The following is a 20318-nucleotide window of genomic DNA, read 5'->3' on the forward strand; positions in this document are numbered from 1 at the left end:
CGATGAAGCTTTATCGACTGCTGACCGAAGACGACACATCGGCGTTCTGCCACAAAGTCACCGCCGCCCTGAACAAGGGGTGGGAGTTGCACGGCGACCCCGCCTATGCCCACGACGCGGCCTCTGGCAAAATGCGCTGCGCGCAGGCAGTCGTGAAGGTCGTTCCCGGCGACTACACCCCTGATACGAAACTGGGAGAGCACTGATGGCGAAAACCAACCCCGGCCGCTTTTTCGAAGACTACAAGCTAGGCGATGTGATCCACCACGCCGTGCCGCGCACGGTGGCCGAAGGTGAACGCGCGCTGTATCATGCGCTCTATCCCGCCCGTCATGCGCTGTATTCATCGGACGAGTTTGCAGGCAATTGCGGGCTGGACGGCTCGCCCATTGATGACCTGATCGCTTTCCATATCGTGTTCGGCAAGACGGTTCCCGATATTTCCCTGAACGCCGTGGCCAATCTTGGCTACGCCGAAGGGCGGTGGCTGAAACCGGTCTATCCCGGCGATACGCTGCGGTCCTCGTCCGAGGTGATCGGGCTCAAGCAGAACTCCAACGGCAAGTCCGGCGTCGTCTGGGTGCGCACACGCGGCGTGAACCAGATGGACGAGCCGGTTTTGGAATATGTGCGTTGGGTGATGGTCCGCAAAGGCGATCTGGACGCTCGCGCACCCGACACCGTGATCCCCGACCTGAAAGATGTGGTTGACGCGGGCGATCTGGCGATCCCCGCCGGGCTGTCCTTCGAAGGGTATGATTTCACCCAAGCCGGCGAGGCGCATCGCTGGGGCGATTATGAGGTCGGTGAAAAGATCGACCATGTGGATGGCGTAACAGTCGAAGAAGCAGAACACATGCTGGCCACCCGCCTGTGGCAGAACACAGCCAAGGTTCATTTCGACGCCACATTCCGTCCTGACGGGCATCGGCTGATTTATGGCGGGCATGTGATCTCGATGGCGCGGGCCTTGTCGTTCAACGGGCTGGCCAATGCGCAGATGATCGTGGGCCTGAACGGCGGCGCACACGCGAACCCCTGTTTCGCAGGTGACACGATCCGCGCCTGGTCCGAGGTGCTGGACAAAGCCGACACCGATGCCCCGGGCGTAGGTGCGATCCGGCTGCGTCTGGTTGCCGTCAAGCACGGAACGACCGATTTCGCGCTGAAAGGCGACGACGGCAAGTATCTGCCCGGGGTCATGCTGGATCTGGATTATTGGGCGTTGATGCCGAAATAAGCGCCAAGTGAGATGTGGGACCCGCGTCGGCTGCACAGGCCAAGACGCAGCGACCCCGAGTCCCTGATTTTTTCAGTCAGACTTACGCGGACCAGGAACTGTGATCACATCCAGAATTTTCGTGATCACAAACCCTTCATTCCCATCTTATTCGTGTAAATTCCATGTGTTTTCCAACGCACAAGGCGTGACTCTGTCCGATAAGGGGGTTATGCCTGTCGTAACTGTCTAAACTGACGAAAGGACGCCGTCATGGCCGACGTGAATAGGGGTGATCGCCCTCTTTCTCCGCATTTGCAAATTTACCGTCCGCAGTTGACCTCCATTACCTCGATCTTCGCAAGGATCACGGGAATCGCTCTGTTGGGTGCCGCGGTTCTGGTCGTCTGGTGGTTCGCCGCGGCAGCGATAGGCCCGGAGTATTATGACGTTGTGAATGGTCTGATGACCTCGTTCATCGGTGATGTGATCATGTTCCTGGCGCTTTGGTCGCTGTGCTATCACGCGCTGTCCGGCCTGCGTCACCTGATTTGGGATATCGGCATCGGCCTGGACATCGAAACCGCCGAAAAGATGGGCATTGGTGTCATTGCCGGGTCCGTCATTCTGGCGATCATCGTCGCCGTGATCGTGTAAGGGGGCAGACATGCATTATTTGACCGACCGCAAACGGGCTGAGGGCAAAGGGGCCTCTGGCTCTGGCACCGAACACTTCTGGGGTCAGGCGATTTCGGCCGTTGGCCTGCTGATCCTGATGCCGCTTTTCGCGCTAACGTTCGGCAGCGCCCTTGGCATGCCATATGAAGAGGCGCTGGCTTATTATCAACGCCCCTTCCCCGCCATCATTGCCGCCATGACACTTGTGACCGCGATGGTTCACTTTCGTCACGGCATCCAAGTGGTGATCGAAGATTATTCTCGCGGCCTTACCAAAAAGGCTCTCGTGATACTTTTCACCGCCCTATCCTATACCACGCTTGCAGTTGGCCTGTATGGCCTAGCCCGCATCGCGTTCTAAGACCGGAGAGCAACCCAAATGGCAGCTTACGAATACGAAACGCACGATTATGACGTGGTCGTGGTCGGTGCCGGTGGCGCTGGTCTGCGCGCGACGCTTGGTATGGCCGAACAAGGTCTGCGCACCGCCTGTGTGACCAAAGTGTTCCCGACCCGCTCACACACTGTCGCCGCACAAGGCGGCATTGCCGCGTCCCTGTCCAACATGGGCCCGGACAATTGGCAGTGGCACATGTATGACACCGTCAAAGGCTCGGACTGGCTGGGCGACACGGATGCGATGGAATATCTGGCCCGTGAAGCGCCTAAAGCGGTTTATGAGCTGGAACATTACGGCGTCCCCTTCTCGCGCACAGACGAGGGCAAGATTTACCAGCGCCCGTTTGGCGGACACACCACCGAATTTGGCGACGGCCCCCCCGTGCAACGGACCTGCGCCGCCGCCGACCGGACCGGCCACGCCATCCTGCACACGCTGTATGGCCAGTCGCTAAAGAACAACGCCGAATTCTATGTCGAATACTTCGCGATCGACCTGATCATGTCTGATGACGGCGAATGTCAGGGCGTTGTGTGCTGGAAGCTCGACGATGGCACGATGCACGTTTTCAACGCCAAGATGGTCGTTCTGGCCACGGGCGGTTATGGGCGCGCGTTCTTCTCGGCGACCTCGGCCCACACATGCACCGGCGACGGTGGCGGCATGGTGGCACGCGCGGGCCTGGCCCTGCAAGATATGGAGTTCGTGCAGTTCCACCCGACCGGCATTTACGGTTCGGGTTGTCTGATCACCGAAGGTGCGCGCGGCGAAGGCGGCTATCTGGTGAACAGCGAAGGCGAACGGTTTATGGAGCGATATGCGCCCCAATATAAAGACCTCGCCCCGCGCGATTACGTGTCCCGCTCGATGACGATGGAAATCCGTGAAGGGCGCGGTGTTGGTCCTGAAAAAGATCACATCTATCTGCACCTCGACCACCTGCCAGCCGAAGCGCTGGCCGAACGCCTGCCCGGCATTTCGGAAAGCGCCAAAATTTTTGCTGGCGTTGACGTGAATAAGGAACCGATCCCGGTTCTGCCCACCGTTCACTATAACATGGGCGGTATTCCCACGAACTATTGGGGCGAAGTGTTGAACCCGACCAAGGACGACCCAACCGCTGTTGTGCCGGGCTTGATGGCCGTAGGCGAAGCGGGCTGTGCATCTGTGCACGGGGCGAACCGGCTTGGCTCGAACTCGCTGATCGACCTTGTCGTTTTTGGCCGCGCCGCTGCGATCCGCGCGGGCAAGGTGGTGGATGCGGAAGCATCGAACCCGGTTCTGAATCAGGCATCTGTTGATAAGGCATTCGATCGGTTCGATGGGTTGCGTCATGCCAAGGGCAGCGTGCCCACCGCCGAATTACGGCTTGAGATGCAGAAAACCATGCAGGCCGACGCCGCTGTTTTCCGCACCGCCAAGACCATGAAGGAAGGCGTTGAAAAAATGACCGAGGTGGCCGCCAAGCTGGACGATCTGGCTGTCACCGACCGGTCGCTTATCTGGAACTCGGACTTGATGGAGACATTGGAACTGACCAACCTGATGCCCAACGCGCTCGCTACGATCCACGGCGCCGTCGCGCGCGAAGAAAGCCGCGGGGCGCACGCCCACGAGGATTTCCCCAAGCGTGACGACGAAAACTGGCGCGTTCATACCGTCAGCCGCGTTGATGGCAACAAGGTTGACCTTAGCTATCGCCCCGTGATTACTGATCCGCTGACCACCGAAAATGAAGGTGGCATCAGCCTCGAGAAAATCGCGCCTAAAGCGCGGACGTTCTAAGGAGGACACGATATGGTTCAATTCAAGCTTCCGAAGAACTCGACCATCCGCACAGGCAAGACTTGGCCCAAGCCCGAGGGCGCAAGCAATGTCCGCAAGTTCCAGATTTACCGCTGGACGCCGGATGACGGCGAAAACCCGCGCGTCGACACCTATTTCGTCGACATGGACACTTGCGGGCCGATGGTTCTGGACGCGCTGATCAAAATCAAGAACGAGATTGATCCCACCCTGACCTTCCGCCGGTCGTGCCGCGAAGGGATCTGTGGGTCATGCGCGATGAACATTGACGGCATCAACACGCTGGCCTGTATCTATGGCATGGACGAGATCAAGGGCGACGTAAAAATCTACCCCCTGCCGCACATGCCCGTGGTGCGCGACCTGATCCCGGACCTGACGCATTTCTATGCGCAGCACGCCTCGATCATGCCGTGGTTGGAAACCAAGACAAATCGCCCCGCGAAAGAGTGGAAGCAATCCATCGAGGATCGCAAAAAGCTGGATGGGCTCTATGAATGCGTGATGTGCGCCAGCTGCTCGACCGCTTGCCCCAGCTATTGGTGGAACGGCGATCGCTATCTTGGGCCAGCCGCGCTGCTTCATGCCTATCGCTGGATCATCGACTCGCGCGATGAGGCAACTGGTGAACGGCTGGACGAGCTAGAAGACCCCTTCAAGCTGTATCGCTGCCACACGATCATGAACTGCACGAAGACGTGCCCGAAAGGTCTGAACCCGGCCGAAGCGATTGCGTCAATCAAGAAGATGATGGTCGAACGCCAACTGTGATGAGCGATCTGATCTATGCAATATCATTGGCCGCCCTTGCCGGGGCGGCCATTCCTTTTGGGGCGTGGCTTGCCGGATTTGATCGGCTTTTACCCGGCTGGATTCGCAACGAAACAAACCATTGGGTCATGGCGTTCGGGGCCGGTGCGTTGTTATCGGCGGTGGCACTGGTTTTGATCCCGGAAGGCATCGACCGCGTACCCGGCTTAATCGCGGTCGTGCCGGTGCTTCTCGGGGCGCTGGCAGCTTTGGCCGCCGATATTGCGCTGTCTCGCCGCGGTGGGTCCAAGGCGCAGTTCATGGCAATGCTGATGGATTTCATCCCCGAGGCCATCGCGATGGGCGCCATCCTGACCGCTAAACCCAGCCTTGCCCTTCTACTTGCCGCCCTGATCGGCGCACAAAACCTGCCGCAGGGGTTCAATGCTGATCGCGAGCTGGTGGAAACGTCATCAAAGTCGCATGGCAGGCGGCTGTTGCTATTCGTTGCGCTGGTGCCTGCCGGGCCGATTGCCGCCACCCTTGGCATGACACTGTTTGCCAGTGCGCCCGCCCTGTTGGGCATCTTGATGCTGTTTGCAGCGGGCGGAATTCTGTATCTGATGTTTCAGGACATCGCGCCGCAGGTGCCGGTCGAACGGGAATGGTCCCCGCCCTTGGGCGCTATCCTTGGGTTCGCGTTGGGGCTGGGCGGGCATATCCTGACGCTGTAAGCGATCCGAGGGGATCATTCGCGCGCGCGCAGCACCTGTGCGGGGCGGGACGACAGCGGGCGCCACGCATAGAACAGCCCCGCCAACACCGTCGCCAACACACCGCCCGACACAATCGCAATCGCGTTCCATGCATCAAAGGCAAAACGTTCTTCCATGATGTAATGCGTGACGGCCCATCCCGCCAAGCCGCCCGCCAGCACCGCGATCACACCAGCCGCCGCACCTAACACGGCCGAGCGGATGGCGAAATTCGTCAGGATCGCAGGACGCGTGGCGCCAAGGGTTTTCAGCACAGCGGCTTCGTATGTCCGCGCACGTTCACCCGCAGCCGCCGCGCCCATCAGCACGACAAAACCGGTCAACAAAGTCGCCATCGCACCATAAGTGATTGCGGCGGCCACCTGCCCCATGATCCCCGTCACCTGCGTGATTGCGTCGCGCACCGAGATCAGCGTGATATTCGGATAGGCCCGGCCAAGTTCACGCAAGATCGCCCCCTCGCCTGCCTCATCGGCATAGATCGTGGCGATATAGCTGTGTGGCGCGCTTGCTAGCGCAGTGGGATTCATGGTCATCACAAACCCCATCCCGGCCTGGCTAAAATCGACCTCACGCAGGCTGGTGATTTGACCGGTGATGTCACGGCCCAAAATATTCACGGTCAGGTTATCGCCAATACCTATGCCCATTTCCTGCGCTTCTTCAGCGGCGAAGCTGATCTGAGGCGGACCCTCGTAATCCTGGGGCCACCATTCACCAGCGACAACCGTGGTCCGGGTCGGGGTGGCGGAATAGGTCAGGCCACGGTCCCCGCGCACGACCCAATGTCCGCCCGCGACCTCGCGCGCCGGGCGGTCGTTGATGCGGGTGATCATGCCGCGCAGCATTGGTGCGGTGTCAATCCGACTAACCGCGGGGTCGTCTGCCAGCCGTGCAGTTACTCCGTCGATCTGGTCGGATTGGATATCGACCACGAAAAAGCTGGGGGCAACGTCTGGCAGATCACGAGCGATAGCACCGCGCAAATTATTGTCGATCTGGCCAACGGCTGCCAGCACCGACAAGCCAAGGCCCAACGACATGACGACCGCCCCAGCCTCGCCGCCCGGGCCGCCAACCGCCCCCAGCGCCATGCGAAGTGTAGGCCAGCCGCGCAGGGCTTTCTGATGGCCCAGCCATCGCGCCGCGCGTCGCACCGCCAACCCCGTCAGAACAAGCGTGGCAAAGGCTGCGGCAAGGCCCGCAAAGCTCCAGATTGCCAATCGGGGCATCCCGGAGAGATGCGCGGCAGACCAGATCAGCAGCGCAAGGATCATCACGGACAACCCAACAAATACCGGACGCGGCAAGCGCGATATTCCAAGGGCGGCATCACGGAACAACGCCGTCGGCGATACTTGCTCGGTGCGTGCAAGCGGCCAAAGCGTGAACAGAAGAGCGGCCAGTATACCGTAAAGCGCAGCCTCAAGCAGCGGTCGGGCGTAGATCGAGATCTCGGCCGTGATGGGAAGCGTCTGTGCAATCAGGGGGGCGAGCGCGACGGGGATCAGAACGCCCAGCAGAAGCCCAACCGCAACGCCAACCAAGGTCAAAAGGCCAATTTGCAGGAAGTATGTAAGAAATAAGATGTTCCGCGACGCTCCCAGCGCACGTAAGATCGCAATTGTCTCGGTCTTACCATCCAGATACACCCGAACAGCAGCCGAAATTCCGACCCCGCCGACGGCAAGCCCGGCAAGCCCGACCAGCACAAGAAATGCGCCCAGCCGATCCACCAATTGCCGCAGCCCGGGGGCTCCGTTGCGAGCGTCCCGCCACCGGGCGCCATTGGGTTCCAGGGTCGGCATGATGGTCGCCCGGACCGCATTCAGGCTGGCGCCTTCGGCCAATCGAAGCTTGTAGTGGCTGTTAAACAACGTCCCCTCTGTCAGCAGCCCCGATCCATCCAGCGCAGTCCGGCGGACGATCGTCCGTGGGCCAAGGCTGAAGCCCGCGCTAGCATTGTCTGGCTCTTTCACCAGTTCAGCCATAAGAACGAACTCGGCACCCCCCAGTTGAAACCTGTCGCCCTTGTGCAGGCCCAGACGCGTCATTAACAGATCGTCCATTACCGCACCGGGCAGACCGCCCTGCCCGTTCAACGCAGCCCGCAAAGACATGGGCGGGGCGAGTTCAACCTCGCCAACCAAAGGGTACGCATCGTCGACCGCTTTGATCTGAGTTAACCCGCGATCGTCGCCCACGACAGCCATCGACCGGAAATCGGCGGTGACGGTCATCGCGTCGCTGTTTGCGGCCAGTATTGCTGCCTCATCCTCGCCCGCGAACCGATAAGTAAACGATACCGACGCATCGCCCCCGAGCAGCACCGCCCCTTGCGTGGCAAGCCCGGTGCGCAACCCTTCCCGCACACTGCCAACGGCGGCGATGGCAGCGACACCAAGGACCAGACAGGCCAGCAGAATGCGAAAACCACGCACACCGCCGCGCATCTCGCGCCGGGCCAGACGCACCGCCATGGCAAGGCTTTGCATCATGTCAGCAATCCATCCTGAATATGCAAAATCCGATCACAGCGTTCGGCAAGTTCGGGCGCATGGGTGACAAGGATAAGCGTCGCGCCGTGGCGGTCGCGCAGGTGAAACAGAAGGTCCATGATGCCTTCGCCGGTCGTGCGGTCAAGGTTGCCAGTGGGTTCATCCGCCAGCAGAATGTTGGGCCGGGGGGCGGCGGCGCGGGCCAAGGCCACGCGCTGTTGTTCGCCGCCGGACATCTGACTGGGATAGTGGTCCAGTCTGTGGGACAGGCCGACAGCGTCCAATTCCTGCGCCGCGCGCTCGAAGGCATCCGCAGCGCCGGCCAGCTCCAACGGTGTTGCGACATTTTCCAGCGCGGTCATGGTGGGGATCAGGTGGAACGACTGAAATACGATCCCCATATTATCCCTGCGAAACCGCGCGAGATCATCCTCGCCCATCGCGCCCAGATCGTGACCAAGAACGTGAACCGACCCAGCGGTGGCTTGCTCTAGCCCGCCCAATAACATCAGAAGTGAAGATTTACCCGACCCTGACGGCCCAGTTAGACTCACCGTTTCACCCATGTTCACATTCATGTCGATGCCCTTGAGGATCTCGGTTCGTCCGGCATTATGACCAAGCGTCAGACAGGCGTCGGTCAGCGTTATGATCGGCTTTGTCATCGAAAATCCTGTTTGGGGGAAATGATGTTGATACCAAGTGCATATGGGGTTTTGACCCGGCTTCTCAAGTGTTTGGCCATCATGGTTGCGTTGTCCGGGGTGGCACGGGCCGAGGGCGTGACCATATTGGCGCTGGGTGACAGCCTGACCGCAGGATACGGGTTGCCACAAGAGGATGGCTTCGTGCCGCAGATGGAGGCCTGGCTGAACGGCAACGGCGTCGAGGCCACGGTGATCAACGCTGGTGTATCGGGTGATACGACGGCGGCAGGCGCCGCGCGTCTGGACTGGGTTCTGACGGACGAGGTTGACGCGGTGCTGGTCGCATTGGGGGCCAACGACATGCTGCGCGGGGTTGATCCTGCCGTTACGCGCGACAACCTTGACACCATCCTTGCGACGCTGTCGACACGTGACTTGCCGACGCTTTTGATCGGAATGCCGGGGCCAGCCAACTATGGCCCAAAATACAAGGCCGAGTTTGAACAGCTTTTTGTCGACCTTGCCCAAACTTATGATGTCCCATTTTTTCCGAGCTTTCTGAAGGGACTGACAGATGCGGCGGGATCGGCCACGGATGCGTTACAATATCTTCAACCTGACGGCCTGCACCCATCCGCAGAAGGTGTATCTTTAATTGTGCAGGCGATGGGCCCAGCTGTGCGGGCCGCTTTGCCGTAACCTGCCCGCGCCCGGTGGATGGTCGGCGGCAGGGTAAAACCGACTTTCGTATATGTTTTTCACCTTGAAACCTATCCCTACTGACACCTGTTCGTGGCGGCGTCACTATGCGAATGTTGCGCCTTGAACAATTGGCTTTGCCGGAAGCCGACCCAATCACACGATGCGGAGCGCCCGAGTGGACATCCTTCTATTGACCGAGGATCTTGCAATCCAACGCAGCTTTCACACTGCGCTGGAAACAGGGCGCGATGATCTGCTTTCGGTCTGTGTCACGACACGAGAGGCCGAAGCCTGGTTACACGATCACCAGAAACCAGCGGTTGTCGCAGTCGATTTCGGCACACCGGGGTTGGGTGGGCTGAAGGCCTTGGGCCGGCTGATCAAGCTTGCACCGCGCACTCGGTTGATCCTGTTGACCCATACGCCATCGGTTGCTGTGGCCCGTCAGGCGCTGCGGCTGGGGGTTGTGGCATGCGTACCCGCATCCCTTACGCCCGATGATCTGCCCGCGATCCTGACGCTTGTTCAGCGACCCAACGACGTGATCGTATTGCCACAAGGGGCGTTCGAGACGCCCGTTAAGGATCGTTTGCTATCGCGTCGTGAACGACAGATCTTGGCTCTGTTGTGCGATGGCCAGCAGAACAAGGAGATCGCCCATACGTTCGGCATTAAAGAGGTCACCGTAAAAATGCATATGCGGTCGGTGATCCGCAAGCTGGGCGCGCGCAACCGCACCCATGCGGCGATGATCGCCCGCGACCGCGGATTGGTCTGATCGCTTATTCCTCGGGCGGGGCGTCATCCCAACGGTCGCTAAGGATGCGGTGGCTGTCACCCTCGGGGTCTTCGTATTGCTCGCTTTTCAGGGTCCAGAAAAACGCGGCCAGCCCAAGACCCCCAAGCAGAAGCGAGGCGGGTATCAGATAGACAAGCACGTTCATAGGTCAGCCTTTCCTCAGCCTTAGCGCGTTCAGTGATACTGTCACCGACGAGGTCGACATGGCAAGGGCCGCCGCCAGCGGTGTGGCCAGCCCGATTAGGGCAATCGGGATTGCGATGGCGTTATAGCCCGCCGCGATAGCAAAGTTTTCCTTGATCCGGCGCGTGGCGGCCTTGGATAGATCAATCGCAGCGGCCAGCGGCTCCATCGACTTGCCCAGTAGCACGATGTCGGACACGACGCGCGCGGCCTCAAGCGCCGAGGCGGGCGAGATTGAGACATGCGCGGCGGCCAACGCAGCCGTATCGTTCAGCCCATCGCCCACCATCAAGACCTTCTTGCCCGCGTTGCCCAGACGGGCGACATATTCGGCCTTGTCTTCGGGCAATGTGTCGGCCTGCCATTCGGAGATGCCCACACGCCCAGCAATGTCTGCAACAGCGGCGGGGACATCGCCTGAAATCAGCGTGACGCCCATGCCTTTGGCCTTCAGTGCGGTGATCGCCTCGACCACGCCTGGGCGCAACGCGTCGGTGAAGGTAAACGCCACAGGCCGCGCGCCGGACACCGCCAGATACGTCGCCGTTTGCCCAACCGAATTGGCGCCCAGCCATTCGGCGCGTCCTAGACGGACGGTCTTGCCCTGCCATTGGCCTTCGACACCGCGGCCCGGAACTTCGCGCACCTGTGTCACCTCGGCAGGTTGAAAACCGGCGGCGCGGGCTGCGTGGGTCAGGGATTGTGCCAAGGGATGGCTGGACCCTTCGGCCAACGCCAATGCCACCTGAACATCGCGGTCCTTGTGATTGGACAGCGCGTCGAGCGCGGGCTTTCCTTCGGTCAAGGTGCCGGTCTTGTCAAAGACAACGTGATCAACCTCGGCCAACCGCTCCATCGCGGTGGCGGATTTCAGCAGCATGCCTTGCTTGAACAGCCGCCCCGACGCCGCCGTGGTGACGGCAGGCACCGCAAGCCCCAGCGCGCAGGGGCAGGTGATAATCAGGGTCGCGACCGCGATATTCATCGCCATACGCCAGTCGCCGGAAAACCACAGCCAGAACAAAAACGCAGCCAGTGCCAACAGATGCACAACCGGCGCATAGACCGCCGCAGCCTTGTCGGCGAGCGAGGTATATCGGTTGCGCGCGGTTTCCGCGATGGCGACAAGATCGGCCATCCGGTGCAGGGAACTGTCACGCCCCGCCGCTGTCACACGCACGGTCAGGGGGCCGGTCAGGTTCACCTCGCCCGCCGACACGATACTGTCAGCTGCGGCGGCGACCGGCAGGCTTTCCCCGGTCAGAAGTGAGCGATCAAGCTCGCTTTCCCCCGACACCACGATCCCGTCCACCGGCACGCGGGCACCGGGCACAACGCGGACGATATCACCGGGCGACAGGTCAGAGACCGCCACCTGTTCATCGGCCTGACCGGGAATGACGCGGGCCGCGCGGGGCACCTCAAGCGCTGCAAGTTCTTCGGCTGCCGATCGCGCCACGGCGCGTGTGCGGTAATCAAGATACCGCCCGGCCAGCAAGAAGAAGGTCAGCGACAGGGCCGCATCGAAATAGGCGTGTTCGCCGGAATGCATCGTCTCGTAGATCGACATGCCCAAGGCCAGCAGGATCGCCAGCGAAATCGGCACGTCCATGTTCAGCCGCCCAACGCGAAGCGCGGACCATGCGGATCGGAAGAACACCTGGCTGGAAAACCCGATGGTGGGAATGGCAATGGCCGCGCTGATCCAATGAAACAGATCGCGCGTGGCGTCCGTCGCCCCCGACCAGACCGCGACGCTCAGCAACATGACGTTCATCATGGCAAAACCCGCCACGCCCAGCCGCATCAGCAGGTCTTTGCCCTGCTTGTCTGTGGCGGTCGAGGTCAGTTGCCCCGGATCAAGCTCATAGGCCTCAAACCCGATGCCGGTCAGGTAATCGGCAAGTGTTTGCGCCTCGACCCCCGGATCGGTTTCCACCGTGGCCCGTTTCAGCGTCAGGTTCACGCGCGCAGAGCGGACGCCATCCTGACTGGCCAAGCTCCGTTCAACCCCCGAAATACACGCGGCGCAATAGATCTGGGGCAGCGACAGAAGCACGCGCTGTCCCTCGGCCCCGTTGCCGCGATAGCCCTTGCCTGCTTGCGCTTCGGCAAGCGGTGCTGCGTCACAGGCGGGGCAGGCTGAAATCGGAGTGCCCATCTTGTCATTCCTTCCTTACACGCAGACCCGCGTCACTTGGCCGAGATATAAATAGGGATGCGGCGTTGAAAGCTGGTGCCATTATCGGCGATGACGTTCAGACGCAGGTTCCAGTTGCCTGCGCCCAACGGGCCGACCTGCGCCAGATACAGGCCATTCGAACCCTGATTGAAATCGGGTTCGCGATCTTCCTTGACGTGCGTGGCCCGGCCCAGCAGACCATAGACGGATTTCACCGTGACCGCGTCGCCGGCCTGATCCTTGATATCAAGGATCAAAACCTCTCCATCGACTTCGGCGCTGACATCCCAGCCCAACGCGTCCTGCGCGGCCTTTTGCGTGTCGAACTTCTGGCTGGCCACATAGGAATTGTCGGTTTCCAGCCCCGGAAAGGTGCCGATCGCCGAATACGCCATGAAGATGTTTACGCCGATGATCACTGTAAAGGCGGAAACGACGATCGCCAACACATGCTTGCCGGTCAGTTCGAACTCGGGTTTGTCTGTCTTGTCAGCCATGTTAACGCCCCCGTCCATTGAACACCGTATCCATATAAGTTCGGTCGCCTGTGACACCATCCACCACCCAGATGCGCAAATCAGTGCGACTGGTTCGAGCGGCCTCTGACCCCGGAGGGGCAACGACATACAGACGCTGTTTGGCTTCGGTGTCAGGCGGCGCAACCAGCACAAGCTTGTCGCTGCCTTCTAGTTCCACCGTCATCGGACTGTCTTCTGCGACCGAGAAATAATAGGGCCATTCCTCGCCATGGCGGTTGCGAACGCCGACATCATAGGTGTTGCGGATCGAGCCGTCCGCCAGCGTGACATAGGTCGGGTTACGCACCGGGTGGATGGTCACGTCGACTTTCGGGCGCACAAACAAGGCCACGGTCAGTGCGATGCCCACCAGCGCCCAAAGTGAGGTGTAAAGGATCGTGCGCGGACGCAGCAGGTGTTTTATGACCGGAATTTTCTCGTTCCCGGCGCGTTCGTGGCTTTCATCCGACAGGGCGAGGTAGTCAATCAGGCCGCGCGGTTTGCCGACCTTGTCCATGATCTCGTCGCACGCGTCGATGCACAGGCCGCAGGTGATACATTCCATCTGCTGACCATCGCGAATGTCGATACCCATAGGGCAGACGTTGACGCAGGCGTTGCAGTCGATGCAGTCACCCATATCGTCACGCACCTTGCCTTTGCCCCGCGGCTCTCCGCGCCAGTCGCGATAGGCGATGGTGATCGTGTCCTCGTCCATCATAGCGGCTTGAATGCGCGGCCATGGGCAAGCGTAGATACAGATTTGTTCGCGCGCGATGCCGCCAAAAAAGAATGTTGTCAGCGTCAGGACCCCAATGGTCGAATATGCCAGCGCGTGCGCATTGCCCGTCAGCAGATCGCGCAGCAGCGTTGGCGCATCCGCAAAATAAAATACCCAAGCGCCCCCCGTGGCGACGGCGATAACGATCCAGATCGCAAACTTTACGACGCGCTTACGGATCTTCTCGGCGTTCCATTTTTGGCGGTGCAGACGCAGGCGGGCGTTTCGATCGCCCTCGATCCAACGCTCGACCAGAATGAAAAGGTCAGTCCATACCGTTTGCGGACAAGTATATCCGCACCAAACCCGCCCCGCGGCCGAGGTAAACAGGAACAACCCAAGCCCCGCCATAATCAAAAGCCCCGCGATGAAATAAAACTCATGCGGCCAGATTTCGATCCAGAAGAAATAGAAACGGCGGTTGGCCATGTCCACTAGAATTGCCTGATCGGGCAGGTTCGGCCCCCGGTCCCAACGGATCCAGGGCGCAAGATAATAGATGCCCAGCGTGATCCCCATGATCCACCATTTAAGGCTGCGAAACGTGCCCTTTACCCGCTTGGGAAAAATTGGCTCGCGTGGGGCGTAAAGCTGTTCAGGGGTGTCAGACATGGACGACTTCCAATCCGGAGTTTCAAGTTAACCTTGGAATTAAGAACTATTCTACATTGCGGCAATGATGTGGATCAAAGATTTCACCACGGTCACTCAGACCCTTTGGCCTTAGTCATTGATAATTATCAAGCTTTCAATATGTCGCAGCGCCATCGCGCCGCATCCGGTCAATTGGCCGCACCCGGCCGCGACACAGATCGCCGGCATATCGCATCGACACCGGCGCCAGCCTGGTAACTGCAAGACCCCGCCCGCCTGCGCGACCGGGGTCTTAAAGAAGGTGGCACCGACCCCAGAGAAACGCGCGAACAGGATCAGGGATCGGTGCCGTTGACCGGGGAGTGAGCCCCGGAACCGTGATAGCTGGCCGGTGGCTTATTCGCCGCCGCCCAACTGATGAACATAAGCCGAAACAGCGTTGATCTGGCTATCGGTCAGCTTACCGCTCCAGGCGGGCATGACGCCGAAGGGACCAGTCGCGATGATCTGGGTGATCTCTTCCCTCGTGTCACCATACAACCAGATCGCGTCGGTCAGGTTCGGCGCGCCCTGGCTGCGATCGCCTGTGCCATCTTCCATGTGGCAGGCCGTGCAGTTGTCGGCAAAGACCGTTTCACCGTCTGCCACCAACGACATATCGGCGTCGGGCTTGGTCACCGGCGACAGAGACATGACATAGGCCGTAACCTGATCAATTTCCTCGTCACTCAGATAATCGTCGCCGAAGACCGGCATTTCGGAATACCGCGTATCGTCATCGTCTTCCGACCGGATTCCGTGGCGCAGGGTATATTGGATTTCTTCCAACGTACCACCCCACAGCCAATCGTTGTCCAGCAGGTTGGGATATCCGATGTTACCTGCCGCACCTGATCCGTGACACTGCGAACAGAAGGTCGCAAAGGTCGCCCGGCCCGACTGGATCGCATAGTTATGCAGATCAGTGCCGGGTTCCAAAGTGTTCAGTTCGACCGAGGCCAACTGCGCTTCAAGTTCGCCGTTCATGGCAGCGAAGCGATCGATTTCGGCGGCGACTTCTGCGCGCGTCGAATAACCCAGATAGCCAGCTGTCGCACCTTTGATCAGCGGCCAAGCCGGATAGGCAATCGAATACCAGACACCCCAGATGATCGTCAGATAAAAGACCCAGACCCACCAGCGTGGCAGGGGGTTGTTGAACTCCTGAATACCATCCCACTCGTGGCCGGTCGTCTCAGGTTCTTTCTTTTGTACAGGTTTCTTACTCATTGCCGCTTCTCCTCCTGATCTGAGCTTCCGGTTTCCCGGTCATCGGCAGGTTTGTCTTCGTGGCGGAAGGGGATGTTGGCCGTGTCGTCGTGTATCTTGCGGCTGCCGGGGCGAAACGCCCAGACGACAACCCCAATAAAAAACAAGAACATGGCCAGAAGCACCCAACTGTCAGCGATTTGTCTGAACAGGGAATAGGTGTCCATCATCCCTACTCCTTACCGGCTCGGGTCAGGTGTGAAGGTCGAGAAGTCGACCAACGTGCCCAACATCTGCATGTAGGCGATCAAGGCGTCCATTTCCGAAACCCCCGGCGCACCGTCGAAGTTGCGCACCTGCGCCTTCGGATAGCGTGCCAAAAGCCCATCATAGTCGCTGTCAGGATCGGCCTGTGCCAGCCAGTCGGCTGCGGCGTTTTCCATCTGCTCGTCGGTGTAAGGCACACCGACGATCTGATTGGCTTTCATCAGGTCTTCGATATAGGTCGGCTCGATCAGGCGGTTCGCCAGGAAGGCGTATTTCGGCATCACCGATTCCGGCACGACCGACTGCGGATCTTTCAGGTGATCCACATGCCATTCGTCCGAATACCGGCCACCGACGCGGGCCAGGTCAGGCCCGGTCCGTTTCGATCCCCACTGGAACGGGTGGTCATACTGACTTTCCGCGGCAAGGGAATAGTGACCGTACCGCTCTACCTCGTCACGCATCGGGCGGATCATCTGGCTGTGGCAGACATAGCAGCCTTCGCGCACATAGACCATCCGACCTTCAAGTTCGAGGGGCGAGTAGGGACGCATCCCCTCTACATCCTCGATCGTGTTTTCCAGATAGAAAAGCGGCGCGATTTCAACGATGCCACCAACAGCAACAACCAGAAGGCTACCGACCATCAGAAGCGTTGCGTTCTTTTCAAGAACGACGTGTTTGTCGAGAATTCCCATTGGTCCTTCCCTCCTTATTCAGCCGGTGCCGTTTGGGCGTCGCTGGCAGTCTCGGCTGCAGGCGAACGCATAACGGTCATCCAAAGGTTGTAGCACATGATCAGAGCACCCGTGAGGAACAGAACCCCACCCATGCCGCGCACCACATACATCGGGAACTTGGCGGCAACGGTGTCAGCAAACGAGTTCACCAAGAAGCCTTGCGCATCAACTTCGCGCCACATCAGGCCTTCCATGATGCCCGTGACCCACATCGAGGCTGCGTAAAGCACGATGCCAATCGTGGCGAGCCAGAAGTGCCAGCTGACCAGTTTCAGGCTGTAAAGCCCTGCACGGTTCCACAGACGAGGCACAAGGAAATACAGCATCCCGAAGGTGATCATCCCGTTCCAGCCCAGCGCACCCGAGTGCACGTGACCGATGGTCCAGTCCGTATAGTGTGACAGCGAATTCACGGCGCGGATCGACATCATCGGGCCTTCGAACGTGGACATGCCGTAGAAGCCGATAGACACAACCATCATGCGGATAACCGGATCGGTGCGCAACTTGTCCCATGCGCCCGACAGGGTCATCAGACCGTTGATCATACCGCCCCAGCTCGGCATCCACAGAATGACCGAGAACACCATGCCCAACGTGCCAGCCCAGTCAGGCAGCGCGGTATAGTGCAGGTGGTGGGGACCAGCCCAGATATACAGGAAGATCAGCGCCCAGAAGTGGATGATCGACAGCTTATACGAGAATACCGGACGTTCGGCCTGTTTCGGCACGAAATAATACATCATCCCCAAGAAACCAGCGGTCAAGAAGAAGCCAACGGCGTTGTGGCCGTACCACCACTGCGTCATCGCATCTTGCACACCCGAGAAAAGCTGGATGGATTTTGAACCGAAAATCGACACCGGCATCGCCAGGTTGTTGATGACGTGCAGCATGGCAATGGTGATGATAAAGGCCAGATAGAACCAGTTGGCCACATAGATGTGGGGCTCTTTCCGCTTCATCAGCGTTCCCATGAACAACACAAGATAGGCCACCCAGACGATGGTCAGCCATACATCAGTAAGCCACTCGGGCTCGGCGTATTCTTTCGATTGAGTCGCGCCCAGCAGATAGCCCGAAGCAGCCATCAGGATCACGATCTGATAGCCCCAGAACACAAACCACGCCAGATTGCCGCCCCAAAGGCGGGCGCCAGACGTGCGTTGCACGACATACATTGACGATGTGACCAACGCCGTGCCACCGAACGCAAAGATTACCGCCGAGGTGTGCAGCGGGCGCAGGCGCCCGAAGTTCAGGTAGCCTTCTGCCCAAGCAAAGTTGAGGTTCGGGAAGGCCAACTGAAACGCGATAAACGTCCCAACCAGAAAGCCAACCGCCCCCCAAAAGGCAGTCAAGGCAACGCCCACGCGAATGGGGCCATCCATATAGCCGGTTTCTACGACTTTCACTTCACCCACGCGGCGAAGTGAATAGATAAACAGGCCTGCTGCGATCAACATAATCAGGATGGCGTGCACCTGATAAGCGATGTCGCGGGCATAACTTGCAGCGATTACGGCCAGCACTGCGATGAGGCCGTAGATCGCCAATTTGAGGTAATCCCACATTTTGCGTCCCTTCGTCTGATGTCACTTGCCCCCTCCCACGACCGGCTGGGGCAGTTTTTGACTTTCGTCGGTTTGGACCTATCCCCACAAGGGTGCTTTGATCCACATCAAAAACGCGTGATCGCCACAGTTTTCCCCGGATTGACCCATGTCAAAGCGTCGCAGGTTCGGTGCAGGCAACTTTACAACTATGCCAACCCGGAGGCCAAGCGATGAATTACCGCACCGTAACCACGATTATGACCGATACCAACCACTGCAAAGGCGCGCTTGAGGCCGCAAAGACTGTCGCCACCCAGCACGACGCGCATCTAGAGGTGCTGTGCTTGGGAATCGACCGTTCGCAGCAAGGGTTTTACTATGCAGGGGCGTCGGCGATGGTTGTGCACGACAACCTTGAACAGGCCCGCGATGACGCAGCCGAGCTGGAAGCCTGCGCTCGACAAGCCCTGTCGGCACACGCTCTACCGTGGTCGACTGCCGCATTGACGACGCAGTTGGTCGCCCTGAACGGCGTTGTGGCCCACCGGACGCGGTTTTCCGATCTGGTCGTCCTGCCCCGCCCGTATGGCGAAGGGCGCGGACATGATGCGGAAGCAATCGTCGAGGCTGCATTGTTTGACGGGGCTGTTCCCGTTCTGGTGTTGCCCGATGGTGCCAAATATCCGCACGCTGTCAGCAAGATCGTGGTGGCGTGGAACGAAAGCCCCGAAGCCCTGTGCGCGGTGCGTCAGGCGATGCCATTCCTGCAACAGGCCGATTCGGTTTCGGTTGCCATCATCGACCCGCCGCAGCACGGCCCTGAACGGTCCGACCCCGGTGGGGCGCTGTGCCAGTTCCTGGCCCGCCATGGCGTGCGTGCCGAAGTATCGGTGCTGGCTAAAACCATGCCGCGCATTTCGGACATTCTGAACCGACACGCCAATGATCGCAGTGCCGACATGATCGTCATGGGGGCCTATGGGCATTCGCGCTTCCGCGAATCCATCCTTGGCGGTGCCACCCGACATATGCTTGAGGTAGCAGAGGTACCGATCGTGCTGGCACACTGATCTGTCCGGCTCACACCTCCTGAAGACAACGAAGGGCGCCACACTCGGCGCCCTTGATCCGGTATCGCAAGGCGATATGCCCGCGCGTTGCAGGTTTCAGGTGATCGGCGCGCCATCCATATCGTCGCCAGCCTCCGTAATCAGGGCCTCAAGGTCGGGAATAATGACACGGCGCTTGCCTTCAAGCTTGATGACGCCCGATTTCTTCAAAGCTGACACCTGACGGCTGACGGTTTCCAAGGTCAGCCCCAGATAATCTGCCATCGCCTCGCGCGTCAAAGGCAACTCAAAGCTCATCCCGTCGCGCGGGGGAACCTTGTGCAGCGCGGCATCGCGACGTGCCACAATGGCCAGAAGGCTCGCGATTTTTTCGCGCGCCGTCTTCCGCCCAAGCACCAGCATCCATTCCCGCGCGCTGTCCAGTTCGTCCAGCGTCATCTGCAACAGCCGCGTACCGATGGCCGGCGTCCGCTCCATCATGTCCTCGAACGGTTTCTTGCGAAAACAGCACAGGGTCAGATCCGTCACCGCCACAACATCGAAAGGGGTCGTGTCGCGTCCCGGTCGTCCGATGAAATCAGACGGCAGCAGCAGACCAACCATCTGAGTGCGCCCATCCTCCATCGTTTGACTGAGTGTGGCGATACCGCTGACCACGCTGGACACGAATTCCATCGGGTCGCCCGACCAGATCACAGGCTGCCCGGCTTCGAACGTGCGATAGTATTTGATTGCGTCAAGCTGCTCCAACTCGTTCGGTTCGCAGCGTGCACACACAGCACGGTGACGGATTGGGCATCCGCCGCATTCACGTGTATTAAGGCGAGTATTAAAACTGATGTCGTTCATGTTTTTTTTAACAAGATATCTATCTTGTCTTGATCCTGATCAATGATGCGCGCGA

At 59.6% G+C, this 20318-nt stretch carries 21 protein-coding genes; 10 read left to right on the top strand and 11 right to left on the bottom strand.

Features of this window, described 5'->3' with window-relative positions:
- The first annotated feature begins 2 nt into the window (after positions 1 to 2).
- The 7 genes from MN186_RS12300 (at position 3) to MN186_RS12330 (ending at position 5587) form a co-directional block, all read left to right on the top strand.
- On the top strand, positions 3 to 206 hold the full coding sequence (locus tag MN186_RS12300) for a DUF1737 domain-containing protein (protein ID WP_242114660.1): 204 nt from the start codon (positions 3 to 5) through the stop codon (positions 204 to 206).
- Positions 206 to 1240 carry a MaoC family dehydratase gene (locus MN186_RS12305; protein ID WP_242114661.1) on the top strand — a complete coding sequence of 345 codons (1035 nt, stop codon included), beginning with the start codon at positions 206 to 208 and terminating at the stop codon, positions 1238 to 1240. Before MN186_RS12300 ends, MN186_RS12305 begins: the two co-directional genes overlap by 1 nt.
- Positions 1241 to 1492: 252 nt before the next feature.
- Positions 1493 to 1876, top strand: coding sequence for a succinate dehydrogenase, cytochrome b556 subunit (gene sdhC, locus MN186_RS12310; RefSeq protein WP_242114662.1), 384 nt, complete (start codon positions 1493 to 1495; stop codon positions 1874 to 1876).
- Between the two features lie 10 nt (positions 1877 to 1886).
- Positions 1887 to 2258: a succinate dehydrogenase, hydrophobic membrane anchor protein gene (sdhD, locus tag MN186_RS12315; RefSeq protein WP_242114663.1), complete on the top strand. Its 372-nt coding sequence runs from the start codon at positions 1887 to 1889 to the stop codon at positions 2256 to 2258.
- 18 nt (positions 2259 to 2276) lie between these two features.
- Positions 2277 to 4082, top strand: coding sequence for a succinate dehydrogenase flavoprotein subunit (gene sdhA / locus MN186_RS12320; RefSeq protein WP_242114664.1), 1806 nt, complete (start codon positions 2277 to 2279; stop codon positions 4080 to 4082).
- A 12-nt stretch (positions 4083 to 4094) separates the two neighbouring features.
- Positions 4095 to 4874, top strand: a complete 780-nt coding sequence (locus tag MN186_RS12325) for a succinate dehydrogenase iron-sulfur subunit (protein WP_242114665.1) — start codon at positions 4095 to 4097, stop codon at positions 4872 to 4874.
- On the top strand, positions 4874 to 5587 hold the full coding sequence (locus MN186_RS12330) for a ZIP family metal transporter (protein WP_242114666.1): 714 nt from the start codon (positions 4874 to 4876) through the stop codon (positions 5585 to 5587). Before MN186_RS12325 ends, MN186_RS12330 begins: the two co-directional genes overlap by 1 nt.
- 14 nt (positions 5588 to 5601) lie before the next feature.
- Here the strand turns inward: MN186_RS12330 and MN186_RS12335 are convergent, their stop codons facing one another.
- Positions 5602 to 8127, bottom strand: coding sequence for an ABC transporter permease (locus MN186_RS12335; protein ID WP_242114667.1), 2526 nt, complete (start codon positions 8125 to 8127; stop codon positions 5602 to 5604).
- Positions 8124 to 8792 (bottom strand): ABC transporter ATP-binding protein, encoded by a 669-nt coding sequence (locus MN186_RS12340; RefSeq protein WP_242114668.1) that lies wholly within the window; start codon positions 8790 to 8792, stop codon positions 8124 to 8126. Before MN186_RS12340 ends, MN186_RS12335 begins: the two co-directional genes overlap by 4 nt.
- Before the next feature lie 81 nt (positions 8793 to 8873).
- Between MN186_RS12340 and MN186_RS12345 the strand changes: the two genes are divergently transcribed.
- Complete coding sequence (locus MN186_RS12345; protein WP_242114669.1) at positions 8874 to 9473, top strand: arylesterase; 600 nt, start codon at positions 8874 to 8876, stop codon at positions 9471 to 9473.
- A gap of 163 nt (positions 9474 to 9636) precedes the next feature.
- Positions 9637 to 10254: a response regulator transcription factor gene (locus MN186_RS12350; RefSeq protein ID WP_242114670.1), complete on the top strand. Its 618-nt coding sequence runs from the start codon at positions 9637 to 9639 to the stop codon at positions 10252 to 10254.
- Between the two features lie 4 nt (positions 10255 to 10258).
- Here the strand turns inward: MN186_RS12350 and ccoS are convergent, their stop codons facing one another.
- From ccoS to ccoN, 8 genes are all read right to left on the bottom strand, one after another.
- Positions 10259 to 10420, bottom strand: coding sequence for a cbb3-type cytochrome oxidase assembly protein CcoS (ccoS, locus tag MN186_RS12355; protein WP_242114671.1), 162 nt, complete (start codon positions 10418 to 10420; stop codon positions 10259 to 10261).
- Positions 10421 to 10423: 3 nt separating this feature from the next.
- Positions 10424 to 12619, bottom strand: coding sequence for a heavy metal translocating P-type ATPase (locus MN186_RS12360; protein WP_242114672.1), 2196 nt, complete (start codon positions 12617 to 12619; stop codon positions 10424 to 10426).
- A 32-nt stretch (positions 12620 to 12651) separates the two neighbouring features.
- Positions 12652 to 13137 carry a FixH family protein gene (locus MN186_RS12365; RefSeq protein ID WP_242114673.1) on the bottom strand — a complete coding sequence of 162 codons (486 nt, stop codon included), beginning with the start codon at positions 13135 to 13137 and terminating at the stop codon, positions 12652 to 12654.
- A gap of 1 nt (position 13138) precedes the next feature.
- Entirely contained in the window at positions 13139 to 14551 is a 1413-nt protein-coding gene (gene ccoG / locus MN186_RS12370; RefSeq protein ID WP_242114674.1) for a cytochrome c oxidase accessory protein CcoG, read from the bottom strand.
- Positions 14552 to 14929: 378 nt separating this feature from the next.
- On the bottom strand, positions 14930 to 15802 hold the full coding sequence (gene ccoP, locus MN186_RS12375; RefSeq protein ID WP_242114675.1) for a cytochrome-c oxidase, cbb3-type subunit III: 873 nt from the start codon (positions 15800 to 15802) through the stop codon (positions 14930 to 14932).
- Positions 15799 to 16008 (bottom strand): cbb3-type cytochrome c oxidase subunit 3, encoded by a 210-nt coding sequence (locus MN186_RS12380; RefSeq protein ID WP_242114978.1) that lies wholly within the window; start codon positions 16006 to 16008, stop codon positions 15799 to 15801. The genes ccoP and MN186_RS12380 overlap by 4 nt, the downstream gene beginning before the upstream one ends.
- A 12-nt stretch (positions 16009 to 16020) precedes the next feature.
- Positions 16021 to 16746 (bottom strand): cytochrome-c oxidase, cbb3-type subunit II, encoded by a 726-nt coding sequence (gene ccoO, locus MN186_RS12385; RefSeq protein WP_242114676.1) that lies wholly within the window; start codon positions 16744 to 16746, stop codon positions 16021 to 16023.
- 14 nt (positions 16747 to 16760) lie between these two features.
- Positions 16761 to 18362, bottom strand: coding sequence for a cytochrome-c oxidase, cbb3-type subunit I (gene ccoN / locus MN186_RS12390; RefSeq protein ID WP_242114677.1), 1602 nt, complete (start codon positions 18360 to 18362; stop codon positions 16761 to 16763).
- 212 nt (positions 18363 to 18574) lie between these two features.
- Here ccoN and MN186_RS12395 point away from each other — a divergent pair, with 212 nt between their 5' ends.
- Complete coding sequence (locus tag MN186_RS12395) at positions 18575 to 19414, top strand: universal stress protein (protein ID WP_242114678.1); 840 nt, start codon at positions 18575 to 18577, stop codon at positions 19412 to 19414.
- A gap of 96 nt (positions 19415 to 19510) precedes the next feature.
- Here MN186_RS12395 and fnrL read toward each other — a convergent pair whose 3' ends face one another.
- Positions 19511 to 20263: a transcriptional regulator FnrL gene (fnrL, locus tag MN186_RS12400; protein WP_242114679.1), complete on the bottom strand. Its 753-nt coding sequence runs from the start codon at positions 20261 to 20263 to the stop codon at positions 19511 to 19513.
- Positions 20264 to 20318 lie beyond the last annotated feature (55 nt).

Source organism: Aliiroseovarius sediminis (assembly GCF_022678485.1).
In the GTDB taxonomy this organism is placed as follows: domain Bacteria; phylum Pseudomonadota; class Alphaproteobacteria; order Rhodobacterales; family Rhodobacteraceae; genus Aliiroseovarius; species Aliiroseovarius sediminis.

Excerpts from the sequence above, each read along its gene's own strand:
- MN186_RS12300 (WP_242114660.1), top strand. The coding sequence starts at position 3 with ATGAAGCTTTATCGACTGCTGACCGAAGACGACACATCGGCGTTCTGC.
- MN186_RS12305 (WP_242114661.1), top strand. The coding sequence starts at position 206 with ATGGCGAAAACCAACCCCGGCCGCTTTTTCGAAGACTACAAGCTAGGC.
- sdhC (WP_242114662.1), top strand. The coding sequence starts at position 1,493 with ATGGCCGACGTGAATAGGGGTGATCGCCCTCTTTCTCCGCATTTGCAA.
- sdhD (WP_242114663.1), top strand. The coding sequence starts at position 1,887 with ATGCATTATTTGACCGACCGCAAACGGGCTGAGGGCAAAGGGGCCTCT.
- sdhA (WP_242114664.1), top strand. The coding sequence starts at position 2,277 with ATGGCAGCTTACGAATACGAAACGCACGATTATGACGTGGTCGTGGTC.
- MN186_RS12325 (WP_242114665.1), top strand. The coding sequence starts at position 4,095 with ATGGTTCAATTCAAGCTTCCGAAGAACTCGACCATCCGCACAGGCAAG.
- MN186_RS12330 (WP_242114666.1), top strand. The coding sequence starts at position 4,874 with ATGAGCGATCTGATCTATGCAATATCATTGGCCGCCCTTGCCGGGGCG.
- MN186_RS12335 (WP_242114667.1), bottom strand. The coding sequence starts at position 8,127 with ATGATGCAAAGCCTTGCCATGGCGGTGCGTCTGGCCCGGCGCGAGATG.
- MN186_RS12340 (WP_242114668.1), bottom strand. The coding sequence starts at position 8,792 with ATGACAAAGCCGATCATAACGCTGACCGACGCCTGTCTGACGCTTGGT.
- MN186_RS12345 (WP_242114669.1), top strand. The coding sequence starts at position 8,874 with ATGGTTGCGTTGTCCGGGGTGGCACGGGCCGAGGGCGTGACCATATTG.
- MN186_RS12350 (WP_242114670.1), top strand. The coding sequence starts at position 9,637 with ATGCGGAGCGCCCGAGTGGACATCCTTCTATTGACCGAGGATCTTGCA.
- ccoS (WP_242114671.1), bottom strand. The coding sequence starts at position 10,420 with ATGAACGTGCTTGTCTATCTGATACCCGCCTCGCTTCTGCTTGGGGGT.
- MN186_RS12360 (WP_242114672.1), bottom strand. The coding sequence starts at position 12,619 with ATGGGCACTCCGATTTCAGCCTGCCCCGCCTGTGACGCAGCACCGCTT.
- MN186_RS12365 (WP_242114673.1), bottom strand. The coding sequence starts at position 13,137 with ATGGCTGACAAGACAGACAAACCCGAGTTCGAACTGACCGGCAAGCAT.
- ccoG (WP_242114674.1), bottom strand. The coding sequence starts at position 14,551 with ATGTCTGACACCCCTGAACAGCTTTACGCCCCACGCGAGCCAATTTTT.
- ccoP (WP_242114675.1), bottom strand. The coding sequence starts at position 15,802 with ATGAGTAAGAAACCTGTACAAAAGAAAGAACCTGAGACGACCGGCCAC.
- MN186_RS12380 (WP_242114978.1), bottom strand. The coding sequence starts at position 16,008 with ATGGACACCTATTCCCTGTTCAGACAAATCGCTGACAGTTGGGTGCTT.
- ccoO (WP_242114676.1), bottom strand. The coding sequence starts at position 16,746 with ATGGGAATTCTCGACAAACACGTCGTTCTTGAAAAGAACGCAACGCTT.
- ccoN (WP_242114677.1), bottom strand. The coding sequence starts at position 18,362 with ATGTGGGATTACCTCAAATTGGCGATCTACGGCCTCATCGCAGTGCTG.
- MN186_RS12395 (WP_242114678.1), top strand. The coding sequence starts at position 18,575 with ATGAATTACCGCACCGTAACCACGATTATGACCGATACCAACCACTGC.
- fnrL (WP_242114679.1), bottom strand. The coding sequence starts at position 20,263 with ATGAACGACATCAGTTTTAATACTCGCCTTAATACACGTGAATGCGGC.